The sequence below is a fragment of the Methylobacter tundripaludum SV96 genome (assembly GCF_000190755.2).
GTDB lineage: Bacteria > Pseudomonadota > Gammaproteobacteria > Methylococcales > Methylomonadaceae > Methylobacter_A > Methylobacter_A tundripaludum.
The window spans coordinates 1,933,584-1,958,384 of the sequence record NZ_JH109152.1 but is presented as its reverse complement, the minus strand read 5'-3'; the positions used below and the strand labels follow the sequence as shown (position 1 = coordinate 1,958,384).

The 24,801-nt window shown below is 48.1% G+C and carries 14 protein-coding genes, 1 tRNA gene, 2 rRNA genes and 1 other annotated feature (1 of these 18 cut by a window edge); of the genes, 11 read left to right on the top strand and 6 right to left on the bottom strand.

The window, feature by feature from the left end; all coding sequences use genetic code 11:
- Positions 1-15 (top strand) — a sequence feature (16S ribosomal RNA rRNA prediction is too short); it begins 487 nt to the left of the window's first position.
- A gap of 28 nt (positions 16-43) precedes the next feature.
- From METTU_RS08905 to METTU_RS08875, 7 genes are all read left to right on the top strand, one after another.
- Positions 44-119, top strand: a tRNA-Ala gene (locus METTU_RS08905).
- Between the two features lie 342 nt (positions 120-461).
- A 23S ribosomal RNA gene (locus tag METTU_RS08900) occupies positions 462-3,354 on the top strand.
- 197 nt (positions 3,355-3,551) lie between these two features.
- A 5S ribosomal RNA gene (gene rrf / locus METTU_RS08895) occupies positions 3,552-3,667 on the top strand.
- A 468-nt stretch (positions 3,668-4,135) separates the two neighbouring features.
- Complete coding sequence (recB, locus tag METTU_RS08890) at positions 4,136-7,693, top strand: exodeoxyribonuclease V subunit beta (protein WP_006891066.1); 3,558 nt, start codon at positions 4,136-4,138, stop codon at positions 7,691-7,693.
- On the top strand, positions 7,690-9,378 hold the full coding sequence (recD, locus tag METTU_RS08885) for an exodeoxyribonuclease V subunit alpha (protein ID WP_006891065.1): 1,689 nt from the start codon (positions 7,690-7,692) through the stop codon (positions 9,376-9,378). Before recB ends, recD begins: the two co-directional genes overlap by 4 nt.
- A gap of 202 nt (positions 9,379-9,580) precedes the next feature.
- The gene (locus METTU_RS08880) at positions 9,581-10,486 is read left to right on the top strand and encodes a HipA domain-containing protein (protein ID WP_040579724.1); all 906 of its coding nucleotides are present in this window, start codon (positions 9,581-9,583) and stop codon (positions 10,484-10,486) included.
- Positions 10,483-11,217 (top strand): HIRAN domain-containing protein, encoded by a 735-nt coding sequence (locus METTU_RS08875; protein WP_006891063.1) that lies wholly within the window; start codon positions 10,483-10,485, stop codon positions 11,215-11,217. Before METTU_RS08880 ends, METTU_RS08875 begins: the two co-directional genes overlap by 4 nt.
- Before the next feature lie 307 nt (positions 11,218-11,524).
- Here the strand turns inward: METTU_RS08875 and phoU are convergent, their stop codons facing one another.
- The 5 genes from phoU to METTU_RS08845 form a co-directional block, all read right to left on the bottom strand.
- Positions 11,525-12,241: a phosphate signaling complex protein PhoU gene (phoU, locus tag METTU_RS08870; RefSeq protein ID WP_006891061.1), complete on the bottom strand. Its 717-nt coding sequence runs from the start codon at positions 12,239-12,241 to the stop codon at positions 11,525-11,527.
- 13 nt (positions 12,242-12,254) lie between these two features.
- Positions 12,255-13,088, bottom strand: a complete 834-nt coding sequence (pstB, locus tag METTU_RS08865; RefSeq protein WP_006891059.1) for a phosphate ABC transporter ATP-binding protein PstB — start codon at positions 13,086-13,088, stop codon at positions 12,255-12,257.
- A 4-nt stretch (positions 13,089-13,092) separates the two neighbouring features.
- A complete protein-coding gene (gene pstA, locus METTU_RS08860; protein ID WP_006891058.1) occupies positions 13,093-14,748 on the bottom strand; it encodes a phosphate ABC transporter permease PstA in 1,656 nt (551 codons plus the stop codon).
- Positions 14,745-17,042: an ABC transporter permease subunit gene (locus tag METTU_RS08855; RefSeq protein ID WP_006891056.1), complete on the bottom strand. Its 2,298-nt coding sequence runs from the start codon at positions 17,040-17,042 to the stop codon at positions 14,745-14,747. The genes pstA and METTU_RS08855 overlap by 4 nt, the downstream gene beginning before the upstream one ends.
- A gap of 192 nt (positions 17,043-17,234) precedes the next feature.
- A complete protein-coding gene (locus tag METTU_RS08845) occupies positions 17,235-18,218 on the bottom strand; it encodes a PstS family phosphate ABC transporter substrate-binding protein (protein ID WP_027148442.1) in 984 nt (327 codons plus the stop codon).
- A gap of 233 nt (positions 18,219-18,451) precedes the next feature.
- Here METTU_RS08845 and METTU_RS08840 point away from each other — a divergent pair, with 233 nt between their 5' ends.
- Together METTU_RS08840 and METTU_RS08835 are read left to right on the top strand one after the other, a co-directional pair.
- Entirely contained in the window at positions 18,452-19,993 is a 1,542-nt protein-coding gene (locus METTU_RS08840) for a CHAD domain-containing protein (protein ID WP_040580276.1), read from the top strand.
- A 208-nt stretch (positions 19,994-20,201) separates the two neighbouring features.
- The gene (locus METTU_RS08835) at positions 20,202-20,504 is read left to right on the top strand and encodes a BON domain-containing protein (protein ID WP_006891052.1); all 303 of its coding nucleotides are present in this window, start codon (positions 20,202-20,204) and stop codon (positions 20,502-20,504) included.
- Positions 20,505-20,610: 106 nt separating this feature from the next.
- Here METTU_RS08835 and METTU_RS08830 read toward each other — a convergent pair whose 3' ends face one another.
- Positions 20,611-20,886 (bottom strand): hypothetical protein, encoded by a 276-nt coding sequence (locus METTU_RS08830; protein ID WP_006891046.1) that lies wholly within the window; start codon positions 20,884-20,886, stop codon positions 20,611-20,613.
- Between the two features lie 353 nt (positions 20,887-21,239).
- On the opposite strand from METTU_RS08830, the gene METTU_RS08825 reads away from it, so the two are divergent.
- Positions 21,240-23,633 carry a Lon protease family protein gene (locus METTU_RS08825; protein ID WP_006891045.1) on the top strand — a complete coding sequence of 798 codons (2,394 nt, stop codon included), beginning with the start codon at positions 21,240-21,242 and terminating at the stop codon, positions 23,631-23,633.
- A 480-nt stretch (positions 23,634-24,113) separates the two neighbouring features.
- Complete coding sequence (locus METTU_RS23160; protein WP_006891044.1) at positions 24,114-24,299, top strand: hypothetical protein; 186 nt, start codon at positions 24,114-24,116, stop codon at positions 24,297-24,299.
- The last annotated feature ends 502 nt before the right edge of the window (positions 24,300-24,801 follow it).

Sequence of the window (24,801 nt, the reverse complement as noted above, 5' to 3'; positions counted from 1 at the left end):
TGGTAAACGTGATGTGGCCTAGGGGACTTAAGCAAGAAACACTGGGGCTATAGCTCAGCTGGGAGAGCACCTGCCTTGCACGCAGGGGGTCAGCGGTTCGATCCCGCTTAGCTCCACCAATTCTATAACGTCTCGATTCTGAACGAAGAATCGTCAGAGACCTTATAGAATTGGTGCATTACATGCATTAATAGCTCTTTAACAATTTGGAAATCTGTAACAAAGTAACTTCATGGAATAAAACCATGAGCTTACTAAACGAGTTCAAGTGAACCGACACCGAGAAGGTCAAGCGAAACCGGCGTAAGCGGGTCTAGCCTAACACTCAACGTCAAGGTAAACAAGAATGAGTTCTCAAAAGCAGAAAAAAGCGATTAAGAAAGCTGATCGATATAACACAAAACAGCTCTTTATTAACTATTGTAACCAATAGCGAAAAAGCAGACTTATTGGGGTTATATGGTCAAGTGAATAAGCGCATACGGTGGATGCCTAGGCAGTGAGAGGCGATGAAGGACGTTGTAGCATGCGATAAGTCTCGGGGAGTTTGCAAACTAACTTTGATCCGAGAATTTCCGAATGGGGAAACCCGGCCCGCATCAGCGGGTCACAGTACAGTGAATACATAGCTGTATTGAGCGAACCTGGGGAACTGAAACATCTAAGTACCCAGAGGAAAAGAAATCAACCGAGATTCCCTTAGTAGCGGCGAGCGAACGGGGATTAGCCCTTAAGTTGTACAGTTGTTAGTGGAACAGTCTGGAAAGTCTGGCGATACAGGGTGATAGCCCCGTACACGAAAACGCTGTGCAGTGAAATCGAGTAGGTCGGAGCACGTGAAACTTTGACTGAACATGGGGGGACCATCCTCCAAGGCTAAATACTCCTTACTGACCGATAGTGAACCAGTACCGTGAGGGAAAGGCGAAAAGAACCCCGGAGAGGGGAGTGAAATAGATCCTGAAACCGTATGCGTACAAGCAGTAGGAGCGGACTTGTTCCGTGACTGCGTACCTTTTGTATAATGGGTCAGCGACTTAATCTCAGTGGCAAGCTTAACCGAATAGGGGAGGCGTAGCGAAAGCGAGTCTTAATAGGGCGTTTAGTCGCTGGGATTAGACCCGAAACCGGGCGATCTATCCATGGCCAGGCTGAAGGTGGGGTAATACTTACTGGAGGGCCGAACCCACGTATGTTGAAAAATGCGGGGATGAGCTGTGGATCGGAGTGAAAGGCTAATCAAGCTCGGAGATAGCTGGTTCTCCTCGAAAGCTATTTAGGTAGCGCCTCGTGTATAACTGTTGGGGGTAGAGCACTGTTTCGGCTAGGGGGTCATCTCGACTTACCAACCCGATGCAAACTCCGAATACCAACAAGTTTGAGCACGGGAGACACACGGCGGGTGATAAGGTCCGTCGTGGAAAGGGAAACAGCCCAGACCGTCAGCTAAGGTCCCAAAATCTATGCTCAGTGGGAAACGATGTGGGAAGGCACAGACAGCCAGGAGGTTGGCTTAGAAGCAGCCATCCTTTAAAGAAAGCGTAATAGCTCACTGGTCGAGTCGGCCTGCGCGGAAGATTTACCGGGGCTAAGCATAGTACCGAAGCTACGGGTCACACTTTTAGTGTGGCGGTAGAGGAGCGTTCTGTACGCCTGCGAAGGTGAACTGAGAAGTTTGCTGGAGGTATCAGAAGTGCGAATGCTGACATGAGTAACGATAATGGGGGTGAAAAACCCCCACGCCGAAAATCCAAGGTTTCCTGCGCAACGCTAATCGACGCAGGGTTAGTCGGTACCTAAGGCGAGGCCGAAAGGCGTAGTCGATGGAAAGCAGGTTAATATTCCTGCACCAGTTGTAACTGCGATGGGGTGACGGAGAAGGCTAGGTCAGCTGTCTGTTGGAATAGGCAGTTTAAGCGAGTAGGGAGGGTTCTTAGGCAAATCCGGGAACCTATATTCTGAGACGTGATGACGAGTTGCTCTTCGGAGCGACGAAGTGATTGATGCCATGCTTCCAAGAAAAACCTCTAAGCTTCAGGTTACAAGTGGCCGTACCCCAAACCGACACAGGTGGATGGGATGAGAATTCTAAGGCGCTTGAGAGAACTCGGCTGAAGGAACTAGGCAAAATGGTACCGTAACTTCGGGAGAAGGTACACCCCGAGTAGGTGAAGGCACTTGCTGCTGGAGTTGAAAGGGGTTGCAATAAATTGGTGGCTGCGACTGTTTAGCAAAAACATAGCACTCTGCAAACTCGAAAGAGGAAGTATAGGGTGTGACGCCTGCCCGGTGCTGGAAGGTTAATTGATGGGGTTATCTTCGGAGAAGCTCTTGATCGAAGCCCCAGTAAACGGCGGCCGTAACTATAACGGTCCTAAGGTAGCGAAATTCCTTGTCGGGTAAGTTCCGACCTGCACGAATGGCGTAACGATGGCCACACTGTCTCCAGCCGAGACTCAGTGAAATTGAAATTGCGGTGAAGATGCCGTATACCCGCGGCTAGACGGAAAGACCCCGTGAACCTTTACTATAGCTTTGCACTGGACTTTGAACCTATTTGTGTAGGATAGGTGGGAGGCTTCGAAGCAGGAACGCCAGTTCTTGTGGAGCCAACCTTGAAATACCACCCTGGTATGTTCGAAGTTCTAACCTAGGTCCGTTATCCGGATTGGGGACAGTGTATGGTGGGTAGTTTGACTGGGGCGGTCTCCTCCTAAAGAGTAACGGAGGAGCACGAAGGTACCCTCAGCCTGGTCGGAAATCAGGCGATGAGTGCAATGGCATAAGGGTGCTTGACTGCGAGACGGACAAGTCGAGCAGGTACGAAAGTAGGTCATAGTGATCCGGTGGTTCTGTATGGAAGGGCCATCGCTCAACGGATAAAAGGTACTCCGGGGATAACAGGCTGATACCGCCCAAGAGTTCATATCGACGGCGGTGTTTGGCACCTCGATGTCGGCTCATCACATCCTGGGGCTGAAGCAGGTCCCAAGGGTATGGCTGTTCGCCATTTAAAGTGGTACGCGAGCTGGGTTCAGAACGTCGTGAGACAGTTCGGTCCCTATCTGCCGTGGGCGTTTGAGATTTGAGGGAAGCTGCTCCTAGTACGAGAGGACCGGAGTGGACGAACCTCTGGTGTTCCGGTTGTCACGCCAGTGGCATTGCCGGGTAGCTATGTTCGGACAGGATAACCGCTGAAAGCATCTAAGCGGGAAGCCCCTCCCAAGATGAGATCTCACTGGGACTATAAGTCCCCTGAAGGGCCGTCGGAGACTACGACGTTGATAGGCACGGTGTGGAAGCGCAGTAATGTGTGAAGCTAACGTGTACTAATTGCCCGTGAGGCTTGACCATATAACACCCAATCAGTTTGAGGATGTGTTATAGCTAAGCGTAAAACTTAGTCACAGCTGAATAATCGCAAATGAACCGTAAAGATTAAAGAGAGACGTTACAGATTTCCAACACTCGGCAGCAAGCTGCCCAGTGAAGACGGTCGATTAAGCAACCCCAGCCAAACGCTGAAGAAGCCAACCGACCACACCAGTTTGCTTGGTGACCATAGCGAACGTGAACCACCCGATCCCATCCCGAACTCGGAAGTGAAACCGTTTAGCGCCGATGATAGTGTGGCAGTTTGCCATGCGAAAGTAGGGAATTGCCAAGCTCTTAAATTAAAAACCCAAGCCTAAACGCTTGGGTTTTTTTTTGCCTGAATTTAGGAAAATTATTTTAGTTAATTCTTGTGCGGACAATTAATCATATTAAAATTTAGAGCGTTCATAGATTTATCAGCTGTTGCCTATACACAGATTGATTTTGTAGTCATGCATGATAAGTCCGGTCACAGGGAGGTCGTACTTTTTAAAACTAACTAAATATAACGCATTGAATTCTAAGTTAATATTATTCCGTATAAAAATGCTACAATTTAACGGAAAGCAGGATTTATCCGCTCTTAACGGTGTTATTTATATCTTATACACAGAGTTATACACAGTAATTGTGGAAAAGATTGCAGGTGCTTGATTGTTAAATTTGAATGCTGAAGTCAATGGAAAAATTCCATTTTAGATTAAAGGAATAATACATCGTTAGGCTTGGACAATAACCTCTTTAATGGCAACGTTTACGCATGAAGACTAAGAATTTTGATCCGGTTCACACCGAGTTGCTAAAAGGCGTAAACCTGATTGAAGCCAGCGCCGGAACAGGGAAAACCTATGCCATAGCGATGCTGGTATTGCGTTTTGTGGTCGAGCAGGGCATTCCAATTGAGAAATTGCTGGTGGTTACCTTTACCAAAGCGGCAACAGAAGAGCTTAAAGACCGGGTGCGTTCCAGATTGGCTGAGGCTAGGCGGGCTTTGGACAGCCTCGATCGACAGGCTCAGGGCAGGCATACTGAAAACATCGATGACAATATTGTCGACTGGCTGGCTAAGCTGGATATTGAACCTGAGCTGGTCAAACAACGTCTTCAAATGGCATTGCTGGATATAGACCAAGCCGGAATTTTTACTATTCATGGTTTTTGTCAGCGAGTCTTAAGGGAGCATGCGCTGGAAAGCGGGCAATTATTCGATGCCGAATTAACTGGCGATTTGGCGGCGATTAAACAGGCCTGTGCGGATGATTTCTGGCGCAAGCAGATTTACCGACGTTCGGCCTGGGAAGTTGAGGTATTAACGGCGGACTTTAAAACCCCGGATGCGTTGCTTGCCAGCGTTGCCGCGTTTCCTGGTAACGGCTTGGAAACTAAAGTTTATCCGGTTTGCGAGAGTCTGGATGCCGCATTAAAAGAATTACAACGACTGGCGGGTTTGGCAAAAGATCAACTGGATAATTGCGCAAATGCTTTACGCAATTGCTTCGCTGACGAAAAATTCAAGACCGGTTATACGGATACTTTTGGCTATCACCATGACTCGCTAAGTGCATGGCTGCACGGCACTACTACACATATCCCCGACGCTGAAGCATTTGCCTTATTGACCGGAAACGGTTTGATGGAAGCTCTGCATGGCAACAAATTCAGAACCAATAAAACCCAGAGCGGCGCTCAGCGCAAAGCCGAATATCTAGCTGAATTAGCAATCGATACTGCTGCTTTCGATGCGCTGGCTTCGGCGTTTACACAAATCGCCTTGGTATTACGCAAAACCCTGCTGGACAGTTTGCGCGAGGAGCTGGATAAACGCTTGCAGCAACTGAATGTGTTGTCGTTCGATGACTTGATCAGTCGCTTGGCGGAGGCCTTGCAAAGCGAAAAATGCGAACTGCTGACGGCTGAATTGCAACAGCGATTTGAAGTGGCCCTGATCGATGAATTTCAGGATACCGATGACAGCCAGTGGTTTATTTTTTCCTCATTATTTGCCGCTCCCAGCCAGTATTTATATTTAATCGGCGACCCCAAACAAGCGATCTACAAATTTCGCGGTGCGGATATTTATTCGTATCTGGACGCACAAAAACAGGCCGAGCATCAATTTACCTTAGGCCTTAACTGGCGTTCGCATCCGCAGCTGGTCGATGCGGTGAATGCGTTGTTTCAACGAGACAGGGCATTTTTTCTGGAGGGTCTGGAGTTTATCAACGTAAAGCCCGCCTTGTCGGCAGATAACGGCGAATTGCATCACGAAGGACAAGCCGTTGCGCCGATGATGCTGTGGCAGTTGCCGGAAAGCGGCAGCAAAACGGGCTGCTGGACGGCGGGCAAGGCGGCCGAGGAAATCAGGGTCGCCGTTGTTAATGAAGTCGTCGATTTGCTGACTGGCGACTTCATCCTGCAACCGGCGAACCGGGTCTTACTGCCCAAAGACATCGCCATCCTGGTAAGAACCAATACCCAGGCCAGAGATTATCAGGCAGCATTGCGACTGGCGGGCGTGCCTTCCGTGTTAAACAGCACGGAGTCTGTTTTTGCCTCACAGGAGGCGGCCGATTTATACAGCCTGTTGCAGGCCGTGGCTCACCCCGGCGATAGCGGACTGCTCAAACAGGCTTTGACGCTGGACTGGTTTGATTTGGATGGGCAAACGCTGTATCGGCTGATCAATAACGAGATTGAGCTGGACGCCTGGATGTCACGCTTTCTCGGCTATTTTCAGGACTGGCAGCAAACCGGTTTGATGGCGATGATGCTGCATTTGCTGACTCAGGAAAAAATCAGGGCCGGTGTATCGAAAACACTGATGGCGGAAAGACAACTCACCAACCTGCATCATCTGATTGAGCTGGTACAACAGGCCGCTGTCGATGAACATCTGGGCATCAATAAAACCCTGGACTGGCTGCGTAGCGCGATCGCCAAAGCGAGCAGTGCGGAAGACCAGCAGTTGCGCCTTGAAAGCGACGACGATGCGGTCAAAATCGTCACCATGCACCGCTCCAAGGGGCTGGAATATTCAATCGTATTTTGCCCTTATCTTTGGCAGCGCAGTGATCGTTTAAACAGCGAACGGTTGTTGATTAGATGCCATGAAAACGGCCGGACCATAGTCGATTTGGGTTCCGATGATTTCGAACGGCACCGCGAAATGGCATTGAACGAAGAGCTGGCCGAGGATTTGCGGGTATTCTACGTGGCGGTTACCCGTGCCAAATACCGCTGTTATATTGCCTGGGGCGATGTGCGTTCTCAGGATACGGCGAATGATTCGTCGATGGCTTGGTTGCTTGAATTTGCGGCGGCCGATTTTTCCAAGCAACAGGCAAGACTGCAAGCCTTTCAGAATCAAGCCGGGCAGGCATTTGCTTACCGCTTGCTGGACGTGCCGGGTGAGTTAAACGGCAGCTATCAAAAAATGGTTGCGCATACCCAAATGCAGGCAAAAAAGCGTAAAAGATCGCTATATACCCGTTGGCAAATGAGCAGCTATACGGCCTTGTCGGCATTAAGCATGCACGATGCGCCGGAACTGCCGGAAGACAAGGCGGGAGAGCAAACGCTCATTGCCAAGTCGGAGCCCGGCAGCGCAGCGTTTGAATTGCCCAAAGGTGCGCATACCGGTAATGTCGTGCATGACCTGTTGGAAAATCATGCGTTCATCGACTTGGCCCAGCGCAAGGATATTGCCACGCAACGGGACAAGGCTTGTCAACGCTATGGCTTAAAACTGGAACGGCCGGAACTGCTTGATGAGCTGTTGCAGGCCGTGGTCGCAACGCCGCTGTCCGAGACGAATGTCGATTTTTGCCTGATGAATCTGGCGGAAAATCAGTGCCTAAAGGAAATGCCGTTTTATTTATCCATGCAAACGATGGACGCCGCACAGATCAATCATATTTTGCGCGACACTCCGGCTTTCCAGTCATTGACCGCCAAGCAGATGTGCGGTTATCTGACCGGATTTATCGATCTTATCTGCGCGATTTTGGATTCCGGAACGAGGCGTTATTATGTGATGGATTATAAAACCAACGGCCTGCAAGATTACAGCCCGGACAGCTTAACCCATGCCATGCGCGAACATAACTACGGTCTGCAATACTGGATTTACACGGTAGTGCTGCATCGTTACTTGCAAACGCGCTTGCCGGATTACGACTATGAAACGCATTTTGGCGGCGTGCGTTATTTGTTCGTGCGCGGCATGCAACCGGATCAGCCTATGAGCGGCGTTTATCAGGACCGGCCCGACTTGGAACGGGTTGAAGCGTTGGCGGCATTGTTTGGGGGGGCTCAGTGATAGAGGATTTGGAGGTACAAACCGAACCAAGATCATTCAGCCGCCTGGATGTCGCCTTTGCCCGATTCCTTAGCCAGCGCACCGGTTTCGATCCCCTGCAAAAACAGGCCTTCGAAACTATCGTGATGACGGGGTCTTACGAACAAAACCAAGGCCACAGCTGCATACAAATAGACGATAAAGCGCGAGCATTGCTACTTGCTTCCGGGTTGGTAGAGCCGAACCCCGAAAGCCAAGCCAATCCCTTACCGCTGGTTATCGAACAGGATCGTTTGTATCTGCACCGTTACTGGAATTATGAAAACCGGCTGGCGCTGCAGATCAAGGCAATGACCCAAGCCGAACACCCGATTGAAAAACTCGACGCCCTACTGGATCGCTATTTCGATATGCGTGATGAAACCGACGACCAGCGTGAAGCGGCAAAAATGGCGGCCAAACAGTCATTCAGCATCATCACCGGCGGACCGGGAACCGGAAAAACATTTACCGTCGTTAAAATCCTGGCGTTGTTGCAGGAATTGGCCGAACAACCGCTACATATTGCCTTGGCTGCGCCGACCGGAAAGGCCGCCATGCGCCTTCAGGAATCGATAGGTAAGAGCAAGGCGAAGCTGCCGTGTTCGGAGGCGATAAAAAATCGCATCCCGGAAACGGTAACCACCCTGCATCGCCTGCTGGGTGCGATACCGCCTTCACCGTATTTTCGGCATAATGCAGACAAGCCGCTGGTGTATGATCTGGTCGTGGTTGACGAAGCGTCCATGGTCGATCTGGCCTTGATGAGCAAGCTGCTTGACGCCTTAAAGCCCGGCGCACGCTTGATCTTGCTGGGCGACAAGGATCAGCTGGCTTCGGTGGAATCCGGCGCGGTGTTAGCCGATTTAGCAATGGCCGAGACTCTGCAAAACAATGTCTACACGTTGAAGAAATCGCACCGTTTCGGCGGCGCTATAAAAGAACTGGCCGAGGCGGTCAATTTTCAGCAGGATGAACTCGCCTGGCAGATTTTAAGCAATGGCGGAGACGGTGCGGTGCAATGTCTCGATGAAGATTTAATCGATTATGTAGCCGCACAGCAAGCGGATTATTTGCAGTTGGCTAAAGCAGGCGCGGAATTCGAGCGGATTTTCCAGGCGTTCAGCCGCTTTCAGGTGCTGTGTTCCAACCGGCAGGGAAAAAACAGCGTTGCCGACATCAATTATCGGGTTGAACAAAAACTGGCCGAGCAAAAGCGCATCGATTTGTCCGGTTTATGGTATCCGGGGCGGCCGGTCATGGTCACGCAAAACAACCCGGCGCTGCATCTTTATAATGGCGATATTGGCATTTGCATGCCGGATAGCATCCCTTCGACAAGCTCAGGACAGGTTTCTACAGGGAAACTGATGGTGTTTTTCCAACGCGCCGACGGCAGCGTCAAAAGATACCTGCCTGCGCGTGTGCCGCATTGCGAAACCGTTTTTGCGATGACCATCCATAAAAGCCAGGGGTCGGAATTCGAGGAAGTGTTAATCGTCCTGCCTGAAGCCATCAATCCCGTGTTAACCAAGGAATTACTGTATACCGCAATTACCCGAGCCAAGAAAACCATCAAGCTGGTTGCCGGGGAGGCGGTATTTACCGCGACAGTCAGGCAAAAAATCGAGAGAGTTACTGGGCTGGTTGATAAGTTTAAGATTTGAAATGGGCACCTCTTTTCATCACGAAGACAAGAAGAAAAATACCTAAAGTAGGGTGCTGCCATTTTTAAGTTAATTCTAAAATAGTTTTGGTTGTATATTACTTGAGCGCGAATTTATTCGCGCTGAGTCCGTAGGCTGGGATAATGTATGAATCTCAGCCTATGTTTTTTAAAACAAGGTCGGTTTGATGAGCAAGATTTGCATGACTGATTTTTATCCCATTATTCCGCTTGCGGACAACGCGCCTGAACTACCGGAGCAACAAGGCAATAAAACGAAATATTGGCTACATATAGATAATCGGCTTTTTTTATTTAAAATTGGTCGGCCGAACACCGGGGAAAACTGGGCAGAAAAAGTTGCTTGTGAGTTATGCGCATTATTAGGATTGCCCCACGCCCATTATGAGCTTGCCGTATGGATGAACCAAAAAGGGATTCTCTCGGAAACGATTGTGCCACATGGTGGCCGTCTGGTGATGGGCAATGAATTGTTAGCAGAAATTAACAGTACCTATCCAGAACAGCAACTATATAAAGTACAGGATCATACTTTTGGGCGAATTGTTGCCCTATTGAGTAGCCCGGATATTTTGTTGCCCATGAATTGGCAACCGCCAAGTGATGCCATACAAAATGCAGTTGATGTTTTTTCAGGGTATTTATTGCTGGATGCGTGGATTGCCAATCAAGATCGGCATCATGAAAACTGGGGCGTAATACGCTATGGTGAAATTTATTTAGCTCCGACTTACGACCATGCCGCTTCTATGGGACAAAATGAGAGTGATGTCAAACGCAAAGAGCTGTTAACAACGCGAGACCGAGGGCGGCATATCAGCAGCTATATAAAAAAAGCCCGTTCAGCGATTTATTTAAATAAATCTGAACAAAAACCATTGCATACCTTGGACGCTTTTTGGCAACTTGCGAGTAAAAGACCGGAATCGGCAAAACTATGGCTACAACGATTAGGCGACATCTCACCTGAACAGTGTCAAAATGTCTTTAACAAAATACCGCCGTCTGAAATCAGCGAAACGGCAATTGAATTCGCTATGAAATTATTAGAATTAAACAAAAAAAGATTACTGGAGGTAAAGCCATGAAAGCCCTGTATATTGCATGGCAAGACCCGGAGACGCGCCTTTGGCATACTGTGGGGGAATTGACACGGGAAAACGGTTTATACCGGTTCGCCTATACCCAAGGCGCGTTATCGCCACGTTTTAAATATTTGGGCAGGATGCTGGATTTACATAAAAACTACTATTCTCACGAGTTATTTCCGCTGTTTGCCAATCGTGTACTAAATAGTTCGCGTCCGGAGTACCCTGATTATGTGCGTTGGTTAGCCATGAACCCGGCTACAAAAAGTGACCCCATGCAATTGCTGGCCCGTTCCGGCGGGATTCGAGCGACCGATGAATTATGCGTTTATTCCCATCCTGAAATCAACGATCAAGGAGAAATGGAATTATTTTTTCTCAGTCACGGTTTGCGTCATCTTGAGCCGGCAAGCTTACATCGTATCGAACGGCTGCAAAGTGGCGACCGGATTGTATTAAGGCGGGAAGATAATAACGAACATGACTGTTTTGCTTTGGTGCTGGAAACCGGCGAGGCTGTCAAAGTTGGGTATTGTCCGCGTTATTTGAATCGGGATTTGCGCAGGGTGATGGAAAAAACCGCAGTACAACTGACAGTAGAGCGTTTAAACCATGATGCACCGGTTCAATTTCGTTTGCTGTGCAAGGCCATTTTTAAGCTGCCGCAAGGATTTCAGTTGTTTGCGGATGATGAATATCAGCCTTTAGATAAGGAAGCGGTTGCGGCGTAATTTTGGAAGTTTAATGTGCGATACGATTACGAACAAGCCGTTGAATTGTTGGTTCGCTATGCGACGGGTTAATGCAAATCCGTTTGGAATGGATTTGCATTAACCCGAAGGGATCCGGGCAGGATAGTCCTGAGTGAATCCCTGCCGGAATGACGATTCTGGGGCAAACTGGTGTAAACGTTGAGCGCTCCAGCGTGGTAACAATGCAATGCAAAACTTCGCGTCTTCGTGGTTTTAAATTGACGTGCGCCGGAAACGCCAGTTCTCCCTGTCGCTCGAACTGGCTTATTCCGGCCTACGATCCCCCTTACTCCTTCATCTTTCTTTCCAGTTCTTCCTGGGTCAAATGCCGCACATCTTCGCCTTTGACCATGTAAACCAAATGCTCGCAAACATTACAGGCATGATCGCCGATTCTTTCCAGCGAGCGGGCAATCCACAGCACATCCAGCATCCGGGTAATATTTCTCGGATCTTCCATCATTCGGGTAATCAGCTGCCGGATAATACTGGCGTATTCACGATCGACATTTTCATCCAAACCGGTAATCGTGGTTACGTCCTCTACATTCATCCGGGCAAATACGTCCAGAGCGCCATGCAGCATTTCCTGAACCAATTCCGCCATGTGTTCCAATTCAAAATACTGGTCATGTTTATTGTTGTCGGCACCCGACAATTGTATGGCCATCTCGGCGATGCGTTCGGCCAGGTCGCCGACGCGTTCAAGTTCATTGATAACCTTGATTACGGTGATTAACAATCTTAAATCGAATGCCGCAGGTTGTCTCAGCGCAAAAATCTGCATACATTCCTGGTCGATAGCCATTTCCAGCGCATCGACCTGATTATCCTGTTTGATGACCAGTTCGGCCATTTCCACGTCACCGGTCGAGAAAGCCGTTACAGCCAATTCTATCTGCTGCTCAACCAGTCCGCCCATGGTTAAAACTTTGTTACGCACATCTTCCAGCTCTTTATTGAACTGGCCTGATATGTGGTGTCCTATTTTGCTGTTGTCCATTGCTTGCTCCTGGTTAGCCGTACCGACCGGTAATGTAATCTTCGGTTTGTTTTTTTCGAGGATTGGTGAATAACTCGCTGGTTGTACCCATCTCAATCAATTCGCCCATATACATAAATGCAGTGTAGTCCGAAACCCGCGCGGCCTGCTGCATGTTGTGGGTTACGATAACTATAGTGTATTTTTCTTTAAGCTCGTTGATCAGTTCTTCAATTTTTAATGTTGAAATAGGATCCAGCGCTGACGCGGGTTCATCCAGCAACAGCACTTCAGGCTCTATCGCAATCGCCCTGGCAATAACCAGACGCTGCTGCTGTCCGCCCGACAAGCCCAAGGCGTTATCATTCAAGCGGTCTTTTACTTCATCCCACAACGCTGCGCCGCGTAAGGCGTTTTCAACGGTTTCTTCCAATATCCGTTTGTCATTAATGCCCTGAATCCTGAGGCCGTAAGTGACATTTTCAAAGATAGACTTGGGGAACGGATTAGGCTTTTGAAACACCATGCCGACGCGCCTGCGCAAAGCGGCTACGTTAACGGCTTTGTCATAGATATTTTCATTATCCAGCAGGATCTTGCCTTCGATGGTCACGTTATCAACCAGGTCATTCATCCGGTTAATACAGCGCAGCAGTGTCGATTTTCCGCAACCGCTGGGGCCGATATAGGCGGTTACCTTTTTCTTGGGCATCTCCATATTAACGCCATGCAAAGCCTGCTTTTCCGCGTAGAAAAGGTTTAAATTTTCTACTTTGATACAAGCCTCATTCTGTTCGCCAGTTGTTTTTTGGTCGCGTAAAATTGAACTTACATCGATGGTATGTGTACGTGTGTGTTGTGCTGTCATTTCTTTAACCTTCCAGTGCCCGGTATTTTTCTCGCAGATGATTTCTGATTAAAATGGCTGATAAATTCAGCCCAACAATGACCAGTACCAACAATAATGATGTCGCATAAACCAACGGTCTCGCCGCCTCAACATTGGGGCTTTGAAAGCCGACATCATAGATATGAAATCCTAAATGCATAAATTTTCTGTCTAAATGCAAAAACGGGTAATTGCCGTCCAGCGGCAAGGTCGGCGCGAGTTTAACCACGCCCACCAGCATTAACGGAGCCACTTCGCCCGCCGCCCGGGCCACAGCCAGAATCAATCCGGTCATCATAGCAGGGCTTGCCATCGGCAACACCGTCAGCCATAAAGTTTCCAGTTTGGTAGCGCCCAAGGCCAGACTGCCTTCGCGTATAGACCTGGGGATACGCGCCAAGCCTTCTTCGGTTGAAACAATGACCACCGGCAAGGTGAGTAAAGCCAGCGTGATTGAAGCCCATAACAAGCCCGGCGTACCGTAGACCGGCGCAGGAGCCGCTTCCGGGAAAAACAGCTGATCGATGTTGCCGCCCAGGATATAGACAAAAAAGCCCAAGCCGAATACGCCGTAAACAATGGAAGGCACGCCGGCCAGATTGTTGACCGAAATTCTGATTAACCGGGTGATAAAGCCCTGTTTTGCATATTCCCGCAAATACACCGCCGCAATGACGCCAAACGGGGTCACTATAATCGACATCATCATCACCATCATCACCGTACCGAAAATAGCCGGGAAAATCCCCCCTTCAGTATTGGCTTCGCGCGGCTCGTCGGTTAAAAATTCAACCACCTTAACGCCGTAATGCACGATTTTATCGAACACGCTCATGGTGTTCGGCTGGAAAATCCTGACTACTTTATTCAAGGGAATTTCAATTTCAGCGCCGCTTTCGGTTTTTGCAACCAGGCTGTCCCGTCTTATTTGTTGATACAGCTCGCTCAATTGCGCTTGATACTTTTTATATTCGACTTCCAGCTCGGCCTTTTCAGCGGCTACCCGTTGTTCTGCAGCCGTATCCCAGAGATTTTCCAGTTGCAGCTTCTTTTGCTTAAGCCTTAGTTTTTCCAGGCTGTAGTTTATCGCGCCGACTTCCTTTTTTTCCAGATGGGCTATTTTCTTAAAAACGGTTAAGGCCTCAGATATTTTAGTCTGAACGGCAGGCCAAGCCTCCGCGCCTTCGGCGATAATCTTGCCGCTTTCCTTGACTGCAACCAGTCGGCCGTAAAAATTACCCCATTCCCGGCGTTCCACCACCATCAGCTCGGCGGGAGATTGTTGCTGCTTAACATTGCGTTCCAATATCCAGCGAAAATCGGTGCCGGTAATATCCCGGTTGCCGGCTTTAATCAGGTATTGCACCAAGGTATCTTCATCATCGGCCATGGCATAGCCGGTTGATTTAGCCATCGCGGCCGGGGTAATGCTGGTATCGACATGTTCGCCGATAATTGTCTGGATTTGCCCGTTCGGTTCCTGATAGGTGAACTGTACAACTGGGGACGGCCAGAAGTGGCCGGCTCCCCGGACTAAAATCAAGCCCAACACGCCAACCACCATAATAAGGGAGGTACTGACCGCCGCCGCGTTGAGCCATACCCAGGGAGTACCGCTTTTAAACCATAATCTGATCATAATGAGCTATATTTTTCACGTAAGCGCTGACGAATGACTTCGGCCAGCGTATTAAAAACAAAGGTAAACATAAACAACACCAGAGCCGCCAAGAACAGGACCCGGTAATGTGTACTATCTACTTCCGATTCAGGCATTTCCACAGCGATGTTTGCAGCCAGGGTACGCAAGCCCTGAAAAACGCTTAAATCCATCACCGGGGTATTTCCTGTTGCCATTAACACAATCATGGTCTCCCCGACGGCCCGGCCGAAACCGATCATCACTGCGGAAAAAATGCCCGGACTCGCGGTTAACAGCACAACCCTAATCATGGTTTGCCAAGGCGTAGCCCCCAGTGCCAGAGAACCCACGGTCAAATGTTTCGGCACACTGAAAATGGCATCTTCGGCGATCGAAAAAATGGTCGGAATAACCGCAAAGCCCATCGCCACACCAACCACCAAGGCATTGCGCTGGTCATAGCCTATGCCTAGTTCAGTCTTAAACCAGTCGCGCAACGAGCCGTGAAACAAAAACGCTTCCAGGGGCACACTCACCTTAAAGGCAAACCAGCCGCTCAGTAAAATGATGGGAATCAATAAAGCGGCGTCCCAGCCTTCCGAAAGATTATGAGCAATGGCCTTAGGTACAAATTGCCAGGCAAAGGCAAACAGCATGACTCCGACAGGAATAATCATCAGCATCGCAAACAGTCCGGCCAGATGCTCTTCCATAAACGGCGCCAGCCAAAGACCGGCAAGAAAGCCCAAAATAACCGTCGGCAATGCGCCCATGATTTCAATGGAGGGTTTTACGTACTGCCGCATACGCGGAGCCATAAAATAAGCGGTATAAATCGCTCCCATCAGCGCCAGAGGCATGGCCACCAGCATGGCATAAAACGCCGCCTTCAGGGTGCCGAAAACCAACGGCGTTAAGCTGTATTTAGGCTCGAAATCACTATTTGCCGAAGAAGACTGCCAGATGTAATCGGGCTTTGGATAGCTCTCATACCAGACTTTCTGCCAAAGCGATTTGATAGAAACCTCGGGATGCTCATTATCGATATGCCAGAAATGCATTTTGCCGTCTGCCGACTGCACCAACAACGCATTCGCTCTCGGCGACAAAACCGCTGCTGTCGGCAAGGCATCGCTTACGCGTTCTTTAATCATTTGCCTTTCAGCGGTTGAATGATAAATGCCCACGATCCCGTCGGCATCGGTCGTCATAAAGCCTTTACGCCGCTGCTCGGCATTAATTGAAACGACCGCTTTATCAGAGACTTTAAACGACCGGGTTTTTTGCATGGCGGGACGGTTCAACTTGTCTTTAACCATGCTCCACTGTGAAACCAGGCCGCTGGAGTCGCCTATCATCAGCGAAAGGTCGCCGTTTAAAAAAGTCACGCTGGTGATTTTTTGTCCGGCATCGACCACATTCTGTTGCTGTCTGATAGCCGGACTGCTTTTGTCGCTAATATCGAAAAAGCCCAACTGTCCGTCATTGCTAATCAGGTACAGATTGGATTCGTCTTTGTCGATTAAAATACCTGCAATACCTGCCGCCGACTGTTCCAGCACTGAATCGGTACGCGTTAAGGCAGCCTCGTCGGCAAATAACGATTGTTCCTTTTGGAAGTTGATTAAGCGGATTTTACCGGGACCCTGCGGGGTGTCGGCTGTTTTTGCGACTATCGTCGTTGCATTCTCGCCCACTTTAACAGCGATTTTCTCCAACGCTGCGCCGGAATCATCCAGCACCAAAGGTTGTTCGCCTAATGGGTATTTAAGCGATGGCGTAATAACCCGCACATTGTTTGGATAAGTTACTTTATATTGATGTTTAGCGATGACCGCCCGGCCATCGGATAAACCGTAAATAACTGCGCCTTCATTGATAGGGCTGCCCTGAGCAAAGCTGGCGATATGTGTACCCTCAGGTATTGCTACGGCCTGTGTCAATATGGTTTTACCGGTAGCCGCCTCAAAAAACACCACTTGGCCGCTGTCGGTAAATCGAGCGCCCACCTCATTTTGTTCTTCCATCTCCAGCAGTAATGTATTGCCCAGCGCCTGCTCCGGTATTGCGTATTCGCTGACCGATTTTGCAGTAGCCGATATAAACAGGGGATAAACCACATACAGCAAATAAAAGAAAATCAGCACAATCGCGACGATCACGCCCAAGCCGCCAGCCACTACGCCATAGCGTGCCAATACATCTTTTATGAGTCGCCAGCGCTGATGATACTCACCGGAACTGATTCTTATGGAAGGGGGGGATTTTATGGATGTGTTTAATTCTGACATGCTGAAGATACTAGAAATTAAATGTGACTATGATATAACAAAAAACCAAAAAAAACGGCCAAGATTCACAAAGCAAATCTCAGCCGTATTTTTGTCCGATGCGCCTTTACTTTCTGAGGGGGAAGATAACAACACATTAAACCCAACGTCCCTGTTTGCGCATCCTTGCGCAACACTACTCCAATTCTAATCTTATTTAAGCGTAGCCAGTACTTTATCGACAACTTTCGCAGGCAGAGGGATATAGCCGTCTTTTATAACCACTTGCTGACCGGTTTTGGACAATACCATTTTGATAAATTCATTGTCTAACGGTGCCAGCGGTTGGTTTGGCTTCTTGTTAACATATATATACAAGTAGCGTGTCAAAGGATAAGTACCTGCGATTGCATTTTCAGGCGTTGCTTCAACAAAAGTCTTGCTGCCTTTCTTTGCCAAAGGCACCATCTTAACGCCCGATGTCGTATAACCCATGCCGGAGTAACCGATACCGTTAACTGATGAAGTAACTGATTGAACTACGGAAGCGGAACCGGGTTGCTCGTTTACATTGTTTTTGAAGTCGCCCTTGCATAAAGCGTGTTCTTTAAAATAACCGTAAGTACCGGAAACCGAGTTACGTCCGTATAACTGGATGCTTTTTGATCCCCAAGCGGCAACACCGGCGTCACCCCATGATTCAATGCTCTTTTCGCCGCCGCATTTATTTGTGGAAGAGAAAATCGAATCAACTTGTTCCATGGTTAAGCCCTTGACCGGGTTGTCCTTGTTGACAAGAACCGCCAACGCATCAACAGCTACCGGAATAGCGGTTGGTTTGTAGCCGTATTTGTCTTCGAAGGCTTCAAGTTCGTCATCCTTCATTTCGCGGCTCATAGGGCCCAGGTTCGATGTGCCTTCAGTCAGTGCAGGCGGTGCTGTAGAAGACCCCGCAGCTTGAATTTGAATGTTTACGTTAGGATAAGCGCGATTGAATTCTTCAGCCCATAATGTCATCAGGTTGGCCAGCGTATCGGAACCGACACTGGACAAATTGCCGGAAATACCACTGGCTTTTTGATACTCGGGAATACCTGCATCAACAGTTTGTACGGCACCTGCAACACCACTGACTAATGCGGTGATACCAAAACCCATCGCAGTCACTAACGATTTAGTTTTAAAAGATAGTTTCATCATGAACTCTCAAAATAATTTAAAGTGGGACTATTATGGAAATAGAATATGACAAGGATATTACAATACAGTTTTTTTTGCTATGCTTGGGCTTCAGCGCAAAATAGCGGCTGAGTTGGAATTTATTTCTGCCGCGCCATTCATATCCAAGTGTCATTAAATGTTAATACTAAGCTGTTACGCTTGAGGGCTTATCAATCAGATTACTCGTGAACTCACACTCTTTAATGAATATGTCCTTACAATTTGAATTTCCCGTGAATTTAACGGCTGAAAATTTTATCGTCAAATTAAGCCATGAGGTGAGCACGCGGCTGGCTTCAAGGCAGTCTTCCCGCAAAACCTATTACGACAGCTTTGACTGGCGCTTGTACTCAAACGACATCACTTGCGAGTTTAATCAAGCAAAATCCGCTTCATCCTTAACCTTAAGATCAATTAAAAACGGTTTGGTTATTGCCGACGCAGAGCTTAAGAAAGTTCCTTTATTCAGCAAAGCATTCGATCCCGGAATAATACGCGACACTTTGGCGCCGCTGTTGGAAATGCGCGCATTATTACCCGTTTGCACACTGGATTATGAAATCTATCATCTAAACATCATTAATAAAGATGAAAAAACTATACTCCGGCTGCTAATCGAAGAGTACAGTCAATTCAATAACCGCGTCTTGCTGCAACCGGTAAGAGGCTACGACAAGGCTGAGGAACATATTGTTGAAATATTAACCGCAACACTGGGATTAACAGTCACGGACAAACCCGTTCTGCTAACCGCTCTGCAAGTTCAGGGGCGCAAGCCTAAAGATTACTCATCAAAACTGAATATCAACCTGGATCCCGACATGCGCGCCGATATTGCCGGCAAGTACATTTACAGCCACCTGCTAAAAGCCATCAAAGCCAACGAGCAGGGCACGATTGCCGATACCGATAGCGAATTTTTGCACGATTTTAGAGTTGCGGTCAGGAGAACCCGCGCGGGACTCAGTCAGATTAAAGGCATACTGCCCGCTAACAGCAGCGCATACTATGCCGATTTTTTCTCCTGGCTGGGACAGATCACCGGGCCAACGCGGGATTTGGATGTTTATCTGCTGAATTTTGAGCGTTACAAAAGCAGCCTGCCCGTGTCAATCAGGGAAGATCTCAATCCCTTATATGATTTTTTGCTCGGCAAGCAGCAAAAATCCCAGAAGGAATTGGCAAAAAAACTGCAATCTCCCAAGTATCTGTCCACGCTGGCCGAATGGGAACAGTTCCTTAAAGAACCCTCGTACAAAAAACCGCTTGAGCAAAATGCCAAACTGACCATTAAAGAACTGGCGGACCGAAGAATATGGAAAATTTTTACCCGCGTGTTGGAGGAAGGCGAGGCAATTACCGACTTATCACCGGCGGAAGCATTACACGACTTAAGGAAATCCTGTAAAAAACTGCGCTATTTAATGGAATTCTTTCAAAGCCTTTATCCGGAGAATCAAATAAAGTGCCTGATTAAAAACCTGAAAGGACTTCAGGAAGTTTTGGGCGACTTCCAGGATTACGCCGTTCAAGAGCATAATCTAAAATTGTTCAGCGAAGAAATGATGGCGCTTAACATCCACGCCAATACCTTTTTGGCCATGGGCGTACTGGTTCAGGATCTTGATGCCCATAGATGTAATGCCCGCAAAGACTTCGCATCAAGATTTGAAGACTTTAAACAGGAAGAAAACCGGTCGGCCTTTACGTCGCTTTTCGCCCCGGCAAAGCCCCATAGTCATCGGCATTGAGCGTGTGGAATACATCTCTCCGATATTATTGTATTATTTATGAGTGGAGTTATTTCAGTATGGGTAAATCGGGAGCTGTATAGGGGCAGAGCTATTGCCGGGGCGATACACATAGCAGCGTAGCGGTGGGTCGAATATCTGAATCTAACACTAAAAAAATAATCGTTTTTTAAACTTACACCTAATTAAACTATAAGGGTTAAACATTATGAGTAAATTCAAGTTGATAATAGGGTTCTTATTGGCAATGTTGATTGCCGGTTGTGCAGGAGGCACTACACATGAAAGCACAGGAGAATATCTGGATGATTCTGTCCTGACTACCAAGGTTCAGACTTCAATATTGGGCGATTCCAGGCTTAAACTGTTACAAATCAACGTTGAAACTTTTAAGGGTGTTGTGCAGCTAAGCGGGTTTGTGGATTCCGCTAGTGCCGCTACCAGAGCGGTGGAACTCGCAAGAACGGTTAAAGGCGTCAAGACGGTTAATAACAGCTTAATTGTGAAGTAATCGCGACTGCATAATCCACAGGGATGTGGTGAAAGCTTTCGCTCCTCGAAACCGCTCCATGCGTTGCTCTATCTCCCTGCGTCCATGCAGTCGTAATTCGCTTACATCAGGCTAACGCCAGCTCATGCTCATCTAATGCAAATTGCACTATGGCGGTCGGGTTGACGTCTTCAGCCTGCCGGCCCTCCTCGGCAACTGCTCCTGAGTCACCTAATGTTGGCGCTCTATCCCTTGCATTCATGCAGGCGTCATTTTGCGCATACAACAAATTCATAATTTCAGGGCTTAATGCAAAGTCAAAGCTTAAATTAAGCTCGTCGAGTCCGGCTTCTTGTACCGGTAAAAATTGTTGTGCCTTCGTTGCCACCCAATTGATAATCATCAGAATGCCTTTTCGTTTTGTTAAATTCAGGTTGATTATGCAACATTACAATTAAATTTATATGACAGTTATAAGTCAATAAGATGACATTAAAGTTTCAGCTTCACGGCAACCGCTCCATGCGTTACTCTACCTCCCCATCCTTGGGGGCGTACCTCTTGCATAATTTTCATGGATGGCGAATAGAGTAACGCAGGGCAATTATCGATAAGCAAATATCTGTCCCGGCAGTTAAAACTATCGCCGCTGTTTTATGGTTTTGCGCCTCATGCCTCATTATGGGGATAATCGGACAATGCGGTAAAAAATGGTAGAATTGCCGTTTTTGCGCAATTCGAGAACTTCTCTTAACCATGTCTAATACCTTAAAGCTTCCCCTTGAATCACTGAAACTAAATGTCGATTTGACGGGCTTTGAGTTCCCAACCGCACCTAAATTGCCGGACACCATTTTGGGCCAGTCCAGAGCCCAATCCGCACTGGAGTTTGGTGTCGCCATGAGCAACCCCGGCTATAATATTTTTGTGATGGGCGAGCCGGGATTGGGTCGGTTGTCGATGATTACCAATCACCTGGATGCCCAGGCCAAAACGCTGCCCGCGCCGCCCTCCTATGCTTATGTCGATAATTTCGATAATCCGAGAGAGCCGGTGGCCGTTGAGCTGCCCGCAGAGTATGGACAAACGCTCAGCAAGGACATCGAAAAGCTGATCGATAACCTGCTGGCGACCTTTCCTGCCGCCTTTGAAAGCCCTACGTACCAGCAAAAAAAGAGTGCTATCGAACGCCATTTTAACCAGTACTATAACAACGCCATCGATCTGGTCGATAAAAAGGCTCAGTCCTTGGAGATTGCGTTGTTCAGGGAAGGCGAGACGATTTCTTTCGCGCCTATCCGGGACAACAAGGCGCTGAACGAAGACCAGTTCACCCAATTGCCGCTGACGGAACGGGAAGTCTTTCACAAGCATGTCGAGGAGCTGGAAGTATACCTGAGCGATGTCTTGCTGGAATTGCCCCAGTGGCGCAGGGCCATGGTTGAAAAAATCAAGCAACTGGATAACGACACCATTGATCTGGCGATAGAACCGTTGTTTGCCGAACTGAATGACAGTTATCAAAACATCGATGACGTCATCAGCTTTTTAGCGGAAATCAAAAAAAATCTCAGCAACACCATTACCGATTATTTAATGCCGAGCCGGACGCCGGAGCCGCAAGACAATACCGTAAAACGGCAGCTGCTGACCGAGTTGTACGCGCCGAATATCCTGGTCGATAACAAGCAGGAATGCGGTGCGCCGGTTATTTACGAGCCGCATCCGATTTATCAAAACCTGTTCGGGCGCATCGAATACGTCAGCGATCAGGGTACGCTGGTCACCAATTATCGCCGGATTTGCGCCGGTTCATTGCACAAGGCCAACGGCGGTTATCTGATTCTCGATGCCGAAAAACTGCTGAATTATCCGTTCGTCTGGGAAGGCCTAAAACGCGCCCTGCAATCCGGCCGCATTGAAATCGAATCGCCTTATTCGGATCTGGGCATTAACACCATTACCCTTAAGCCCGAAGTCATCCCGTTAAACGTTAAAGTGATACTGGTCGGTTCCAGGGATATTTATTATCTGCTGGAAGAGCTGGATGATGAATTTAACGAGATGTTCAAAATCCTTGCCGATTTTGACAGCTACATTCCGCGTAACGACGAATCGATGCAGCGCTTCATACTGCTGATGATCAGGCAGGCCGCAGATTCCGGCGCCAAGCCGCTGACGCGGACGGCCATTGAATGCCTGATCGAGCACAGCTGCCGACTGTCGGAAAACCAGCATCATTTTTCCGCCCGGATCAAAGACTCGCTGGAAATCATCGGCGAAGCCAACCTGTTTTGTAAGCGGGACAACCAGTCGGTTTGCGATCGGTCGCATATCGAACAGGCGCTGGCCGCAAGAGAGCATCGTAACGGCAGAATGCCCGAGAACATCCTCGAAGAAATGCTGGTCGGCACCATCCTGATCGATACCGAGGGCGAGGCGGTAGGCAAAGTCAACGGCTTAACCGTGCTGGAAGTCGGCGGCAGCAGCTTCGGCGCACCGGTGCGCATTACCGCCAGCGTTTACCCCGGTTCCCGAGGCATTGTCGATGTCGAGCGGGAGGTGGAACTGGGTCAGGCCATCCATTCCAAAGGCGTAATGATCTTGACCGGCTACCTGGGGCACACCTATGCCCAGCAATTTCCTTTTGCCATATCGGGCAGCATCGCCATTGAACAATCCTACGGTTATATCGACGGCGACAGCGCCGCGCTGGCCGAGCTTTGCTGTCTTATTTCCGCATTGACCCGGACGCCGATCAAGCAGACTTTTGCTGTGACAGGGTCAATCAACCAGTACGGCGAAGTGCAGGCGGTAGGCGGCGTTAACGAGAAAATAGAAGGCTTCTTCAGGCTATGTCAGGCGCGCGGCCTTAACGGACAACACGCTGCCATTATCCCCGCCGCCAACAAGCGCAACCTGATGCTGAAACAGGAAGTGATCGATGCGGTGGCGAAGGGGCTGTTTGCGGTTTATGCGGTTTCCAGCGTTGATGAAACGTTGGAATTATTGACCGGGGAATCGGCTGGTGTGTTAGATAGCGAAGGTATGTATCCGGAAGATAGTATTAATTTTAAAGCCATCTCGAGGTTGAAGGAGATTTCGGATATGGCTGGGGATGAGGATGATAATAAGGAGGAAGGGGCTTAATCCCTCCACATAAATTTAAAACATCTCACCACCCGTCTACATGGATGCAGGAGCTGCGTAAGCCGGAATAAGGTCACCCAAACAGTGAGAACTGACGTTTCCGGTCTACAGGACTTGCGAGTCAGTTCAATCTCATATCTTCATCTGTTTTAGATGAAAACTAAGTTAAATATCATTATTTTCATAATACTACGTATAAATCCCTATTTACTGATCATGCTTTAAAGCGTCTTATGCAACTAATTTCTGGAAAATTTCTTAAATTATCCGTGCTTTTATGTGACGCTATCTGAATTTATTTTAGGATGCACTAAATATGCACAACCAGATGAAATAACAATGAATTTTAATTTTAAAAAATATTTAGACATCAAAATGATGCAATGTTTTGCGTCTATTTAGGATGTCTAATATTAGTTAGGCAAAAGAAAATCAACCAGTTGCGTACATCATAAAATCCACAACCAAAAGGAGACGTGTATGTCTAGTAGTACAACAAAAACCATCAACCGTGATGAAGAAGGACGCGTCACTTCAGTAACTGTCGAAGTAACACGCGATGACGGCTCTAAAAAAATAACAACTTCCGAACCAAATCATACTCTATTTAATGGTACTCAACCTGGACGCACTATTAGCAAAACGGAAACAAAGCCAACGAAATAATGATTAAATTGTACCCCCATACAAATCCAATCTGACAATCCTAACTTCGTGTTAGGGTAAACTCAAAAAGGAGGAATCATGCTTGCATTTGCACAACCAATGAATTGGAATGACTTGCCCCACATAAAAAGCTGGGGTCAGGCCTTATATTTGACATTTTTAAAGCTGTAAGGCGAATCAAAAGGGTTGGACATCGATTGAAAAGTAGCAAATATATTTTTAATCACATCAATCGAGCCGACCCTTTTAATTCGGATGGCTCAGCCCATTACTTCACGATTTCTGCAGCAGCGGCCTTTAACTTGGCTTCATCGGTCTGGATGGGTTTCATCATGTCGTTTTTAGAGTTTTTAGCGCCTGCGACTAGGCGTCAGCGGTTTTGAATTTCCCAAGCGAGACGGGGTTTGCAACCCCGTCTCTAACGTTTTGGCGATGACTGAGTTAAATGGCTACAGGCAAAACGTTTCGAACGAGGCAACATGCCTCGTCCGGCTGTGAGAAG

Coding starts and splice junctions, on each gene's coding strand:
- recB (WP_006891066.1), top strand. CDS start 4,136: ATGAAGACTAAGAATTTTGATCCGGTTCACACCGAGTTGCTAAAAGGC.
- METTU_RS08880 (WP_040579724.1), top strand. CDS start 9,581: ATGACTGATTTTTATCCCATTATTCCGCTTGCGGACAACGCGCCTGAA.
- METTU_RS08875 (WP_006891063.1), top strand. CDS start 10,483: ATGAAAGCCCTGTATATTGCATGGCAAGACCCGGAGACGCGCCTTTGG.
- phoU (WP_006891061.1), bottom strand. CDS start 12,241: ATGGACAACAGCAAAATAGGACACCACATATCAGGCCAGTTCAATAAA.
- pstB (WP_006891059.1), bottom strand. CDS start 13,088: ATGACAGCACAACACACACGTACACATACCATCGATGTAAGTTCAATT.
- pstA (WP_006891058.1), bottom strand. CDS start 14,748: ATGATCAGATTATGGTTTAAAAGCGGTACTCCCTGGGTATGGCTCAAC.
- METTU_RS08855 (WP_006891056.1), bottom strand. CDS start 17,042: ATGTCAGAATTAAACACATCCATAAAATCCCCCCCTTCCATAAGAATC.
- METTU_RS08845 (WP_027148442.1), bottom strand. CDS start 18,218: ATGAAACTATCTTTTAAAACTAAATCGTTAGTGACTGCGATGGGTTTT.
- METTU_RS08840 (WP_040580276.1), top strand. CDS start 18,452: ATGTCCTTACAATTTGAATTTCCCGTGAATTTAACGGCTGAAAATTTT.
- METTU_RS08835 (WP_006891052.1), top strand. CDS start 20,202: ATGAGTAAATTCAAGTTGATAATAGGGTTCTTATTGGCAATGTTGATT.
- METTU_RS08830 (WP_006891046.1), bottom strand. CDS start 20,886: ATGATTATCAATTGGGTGGCAACGAAGGCACAACAATTTTTACCGGTA.
- METTU_RS08825 (WP_006891045.1), top strand. CDS start 21,240: ATGTCTAATACCTTAAAGCTTCCCCTTGAATCACTGAAACTAAATGTC.
- METTU_RS23160 (WP_006891044.1), top strand. CDS start 24,114: ATGTCTAGTAGTACAACAAAAACCATCAACCGTGATGAAGAAGGACGC.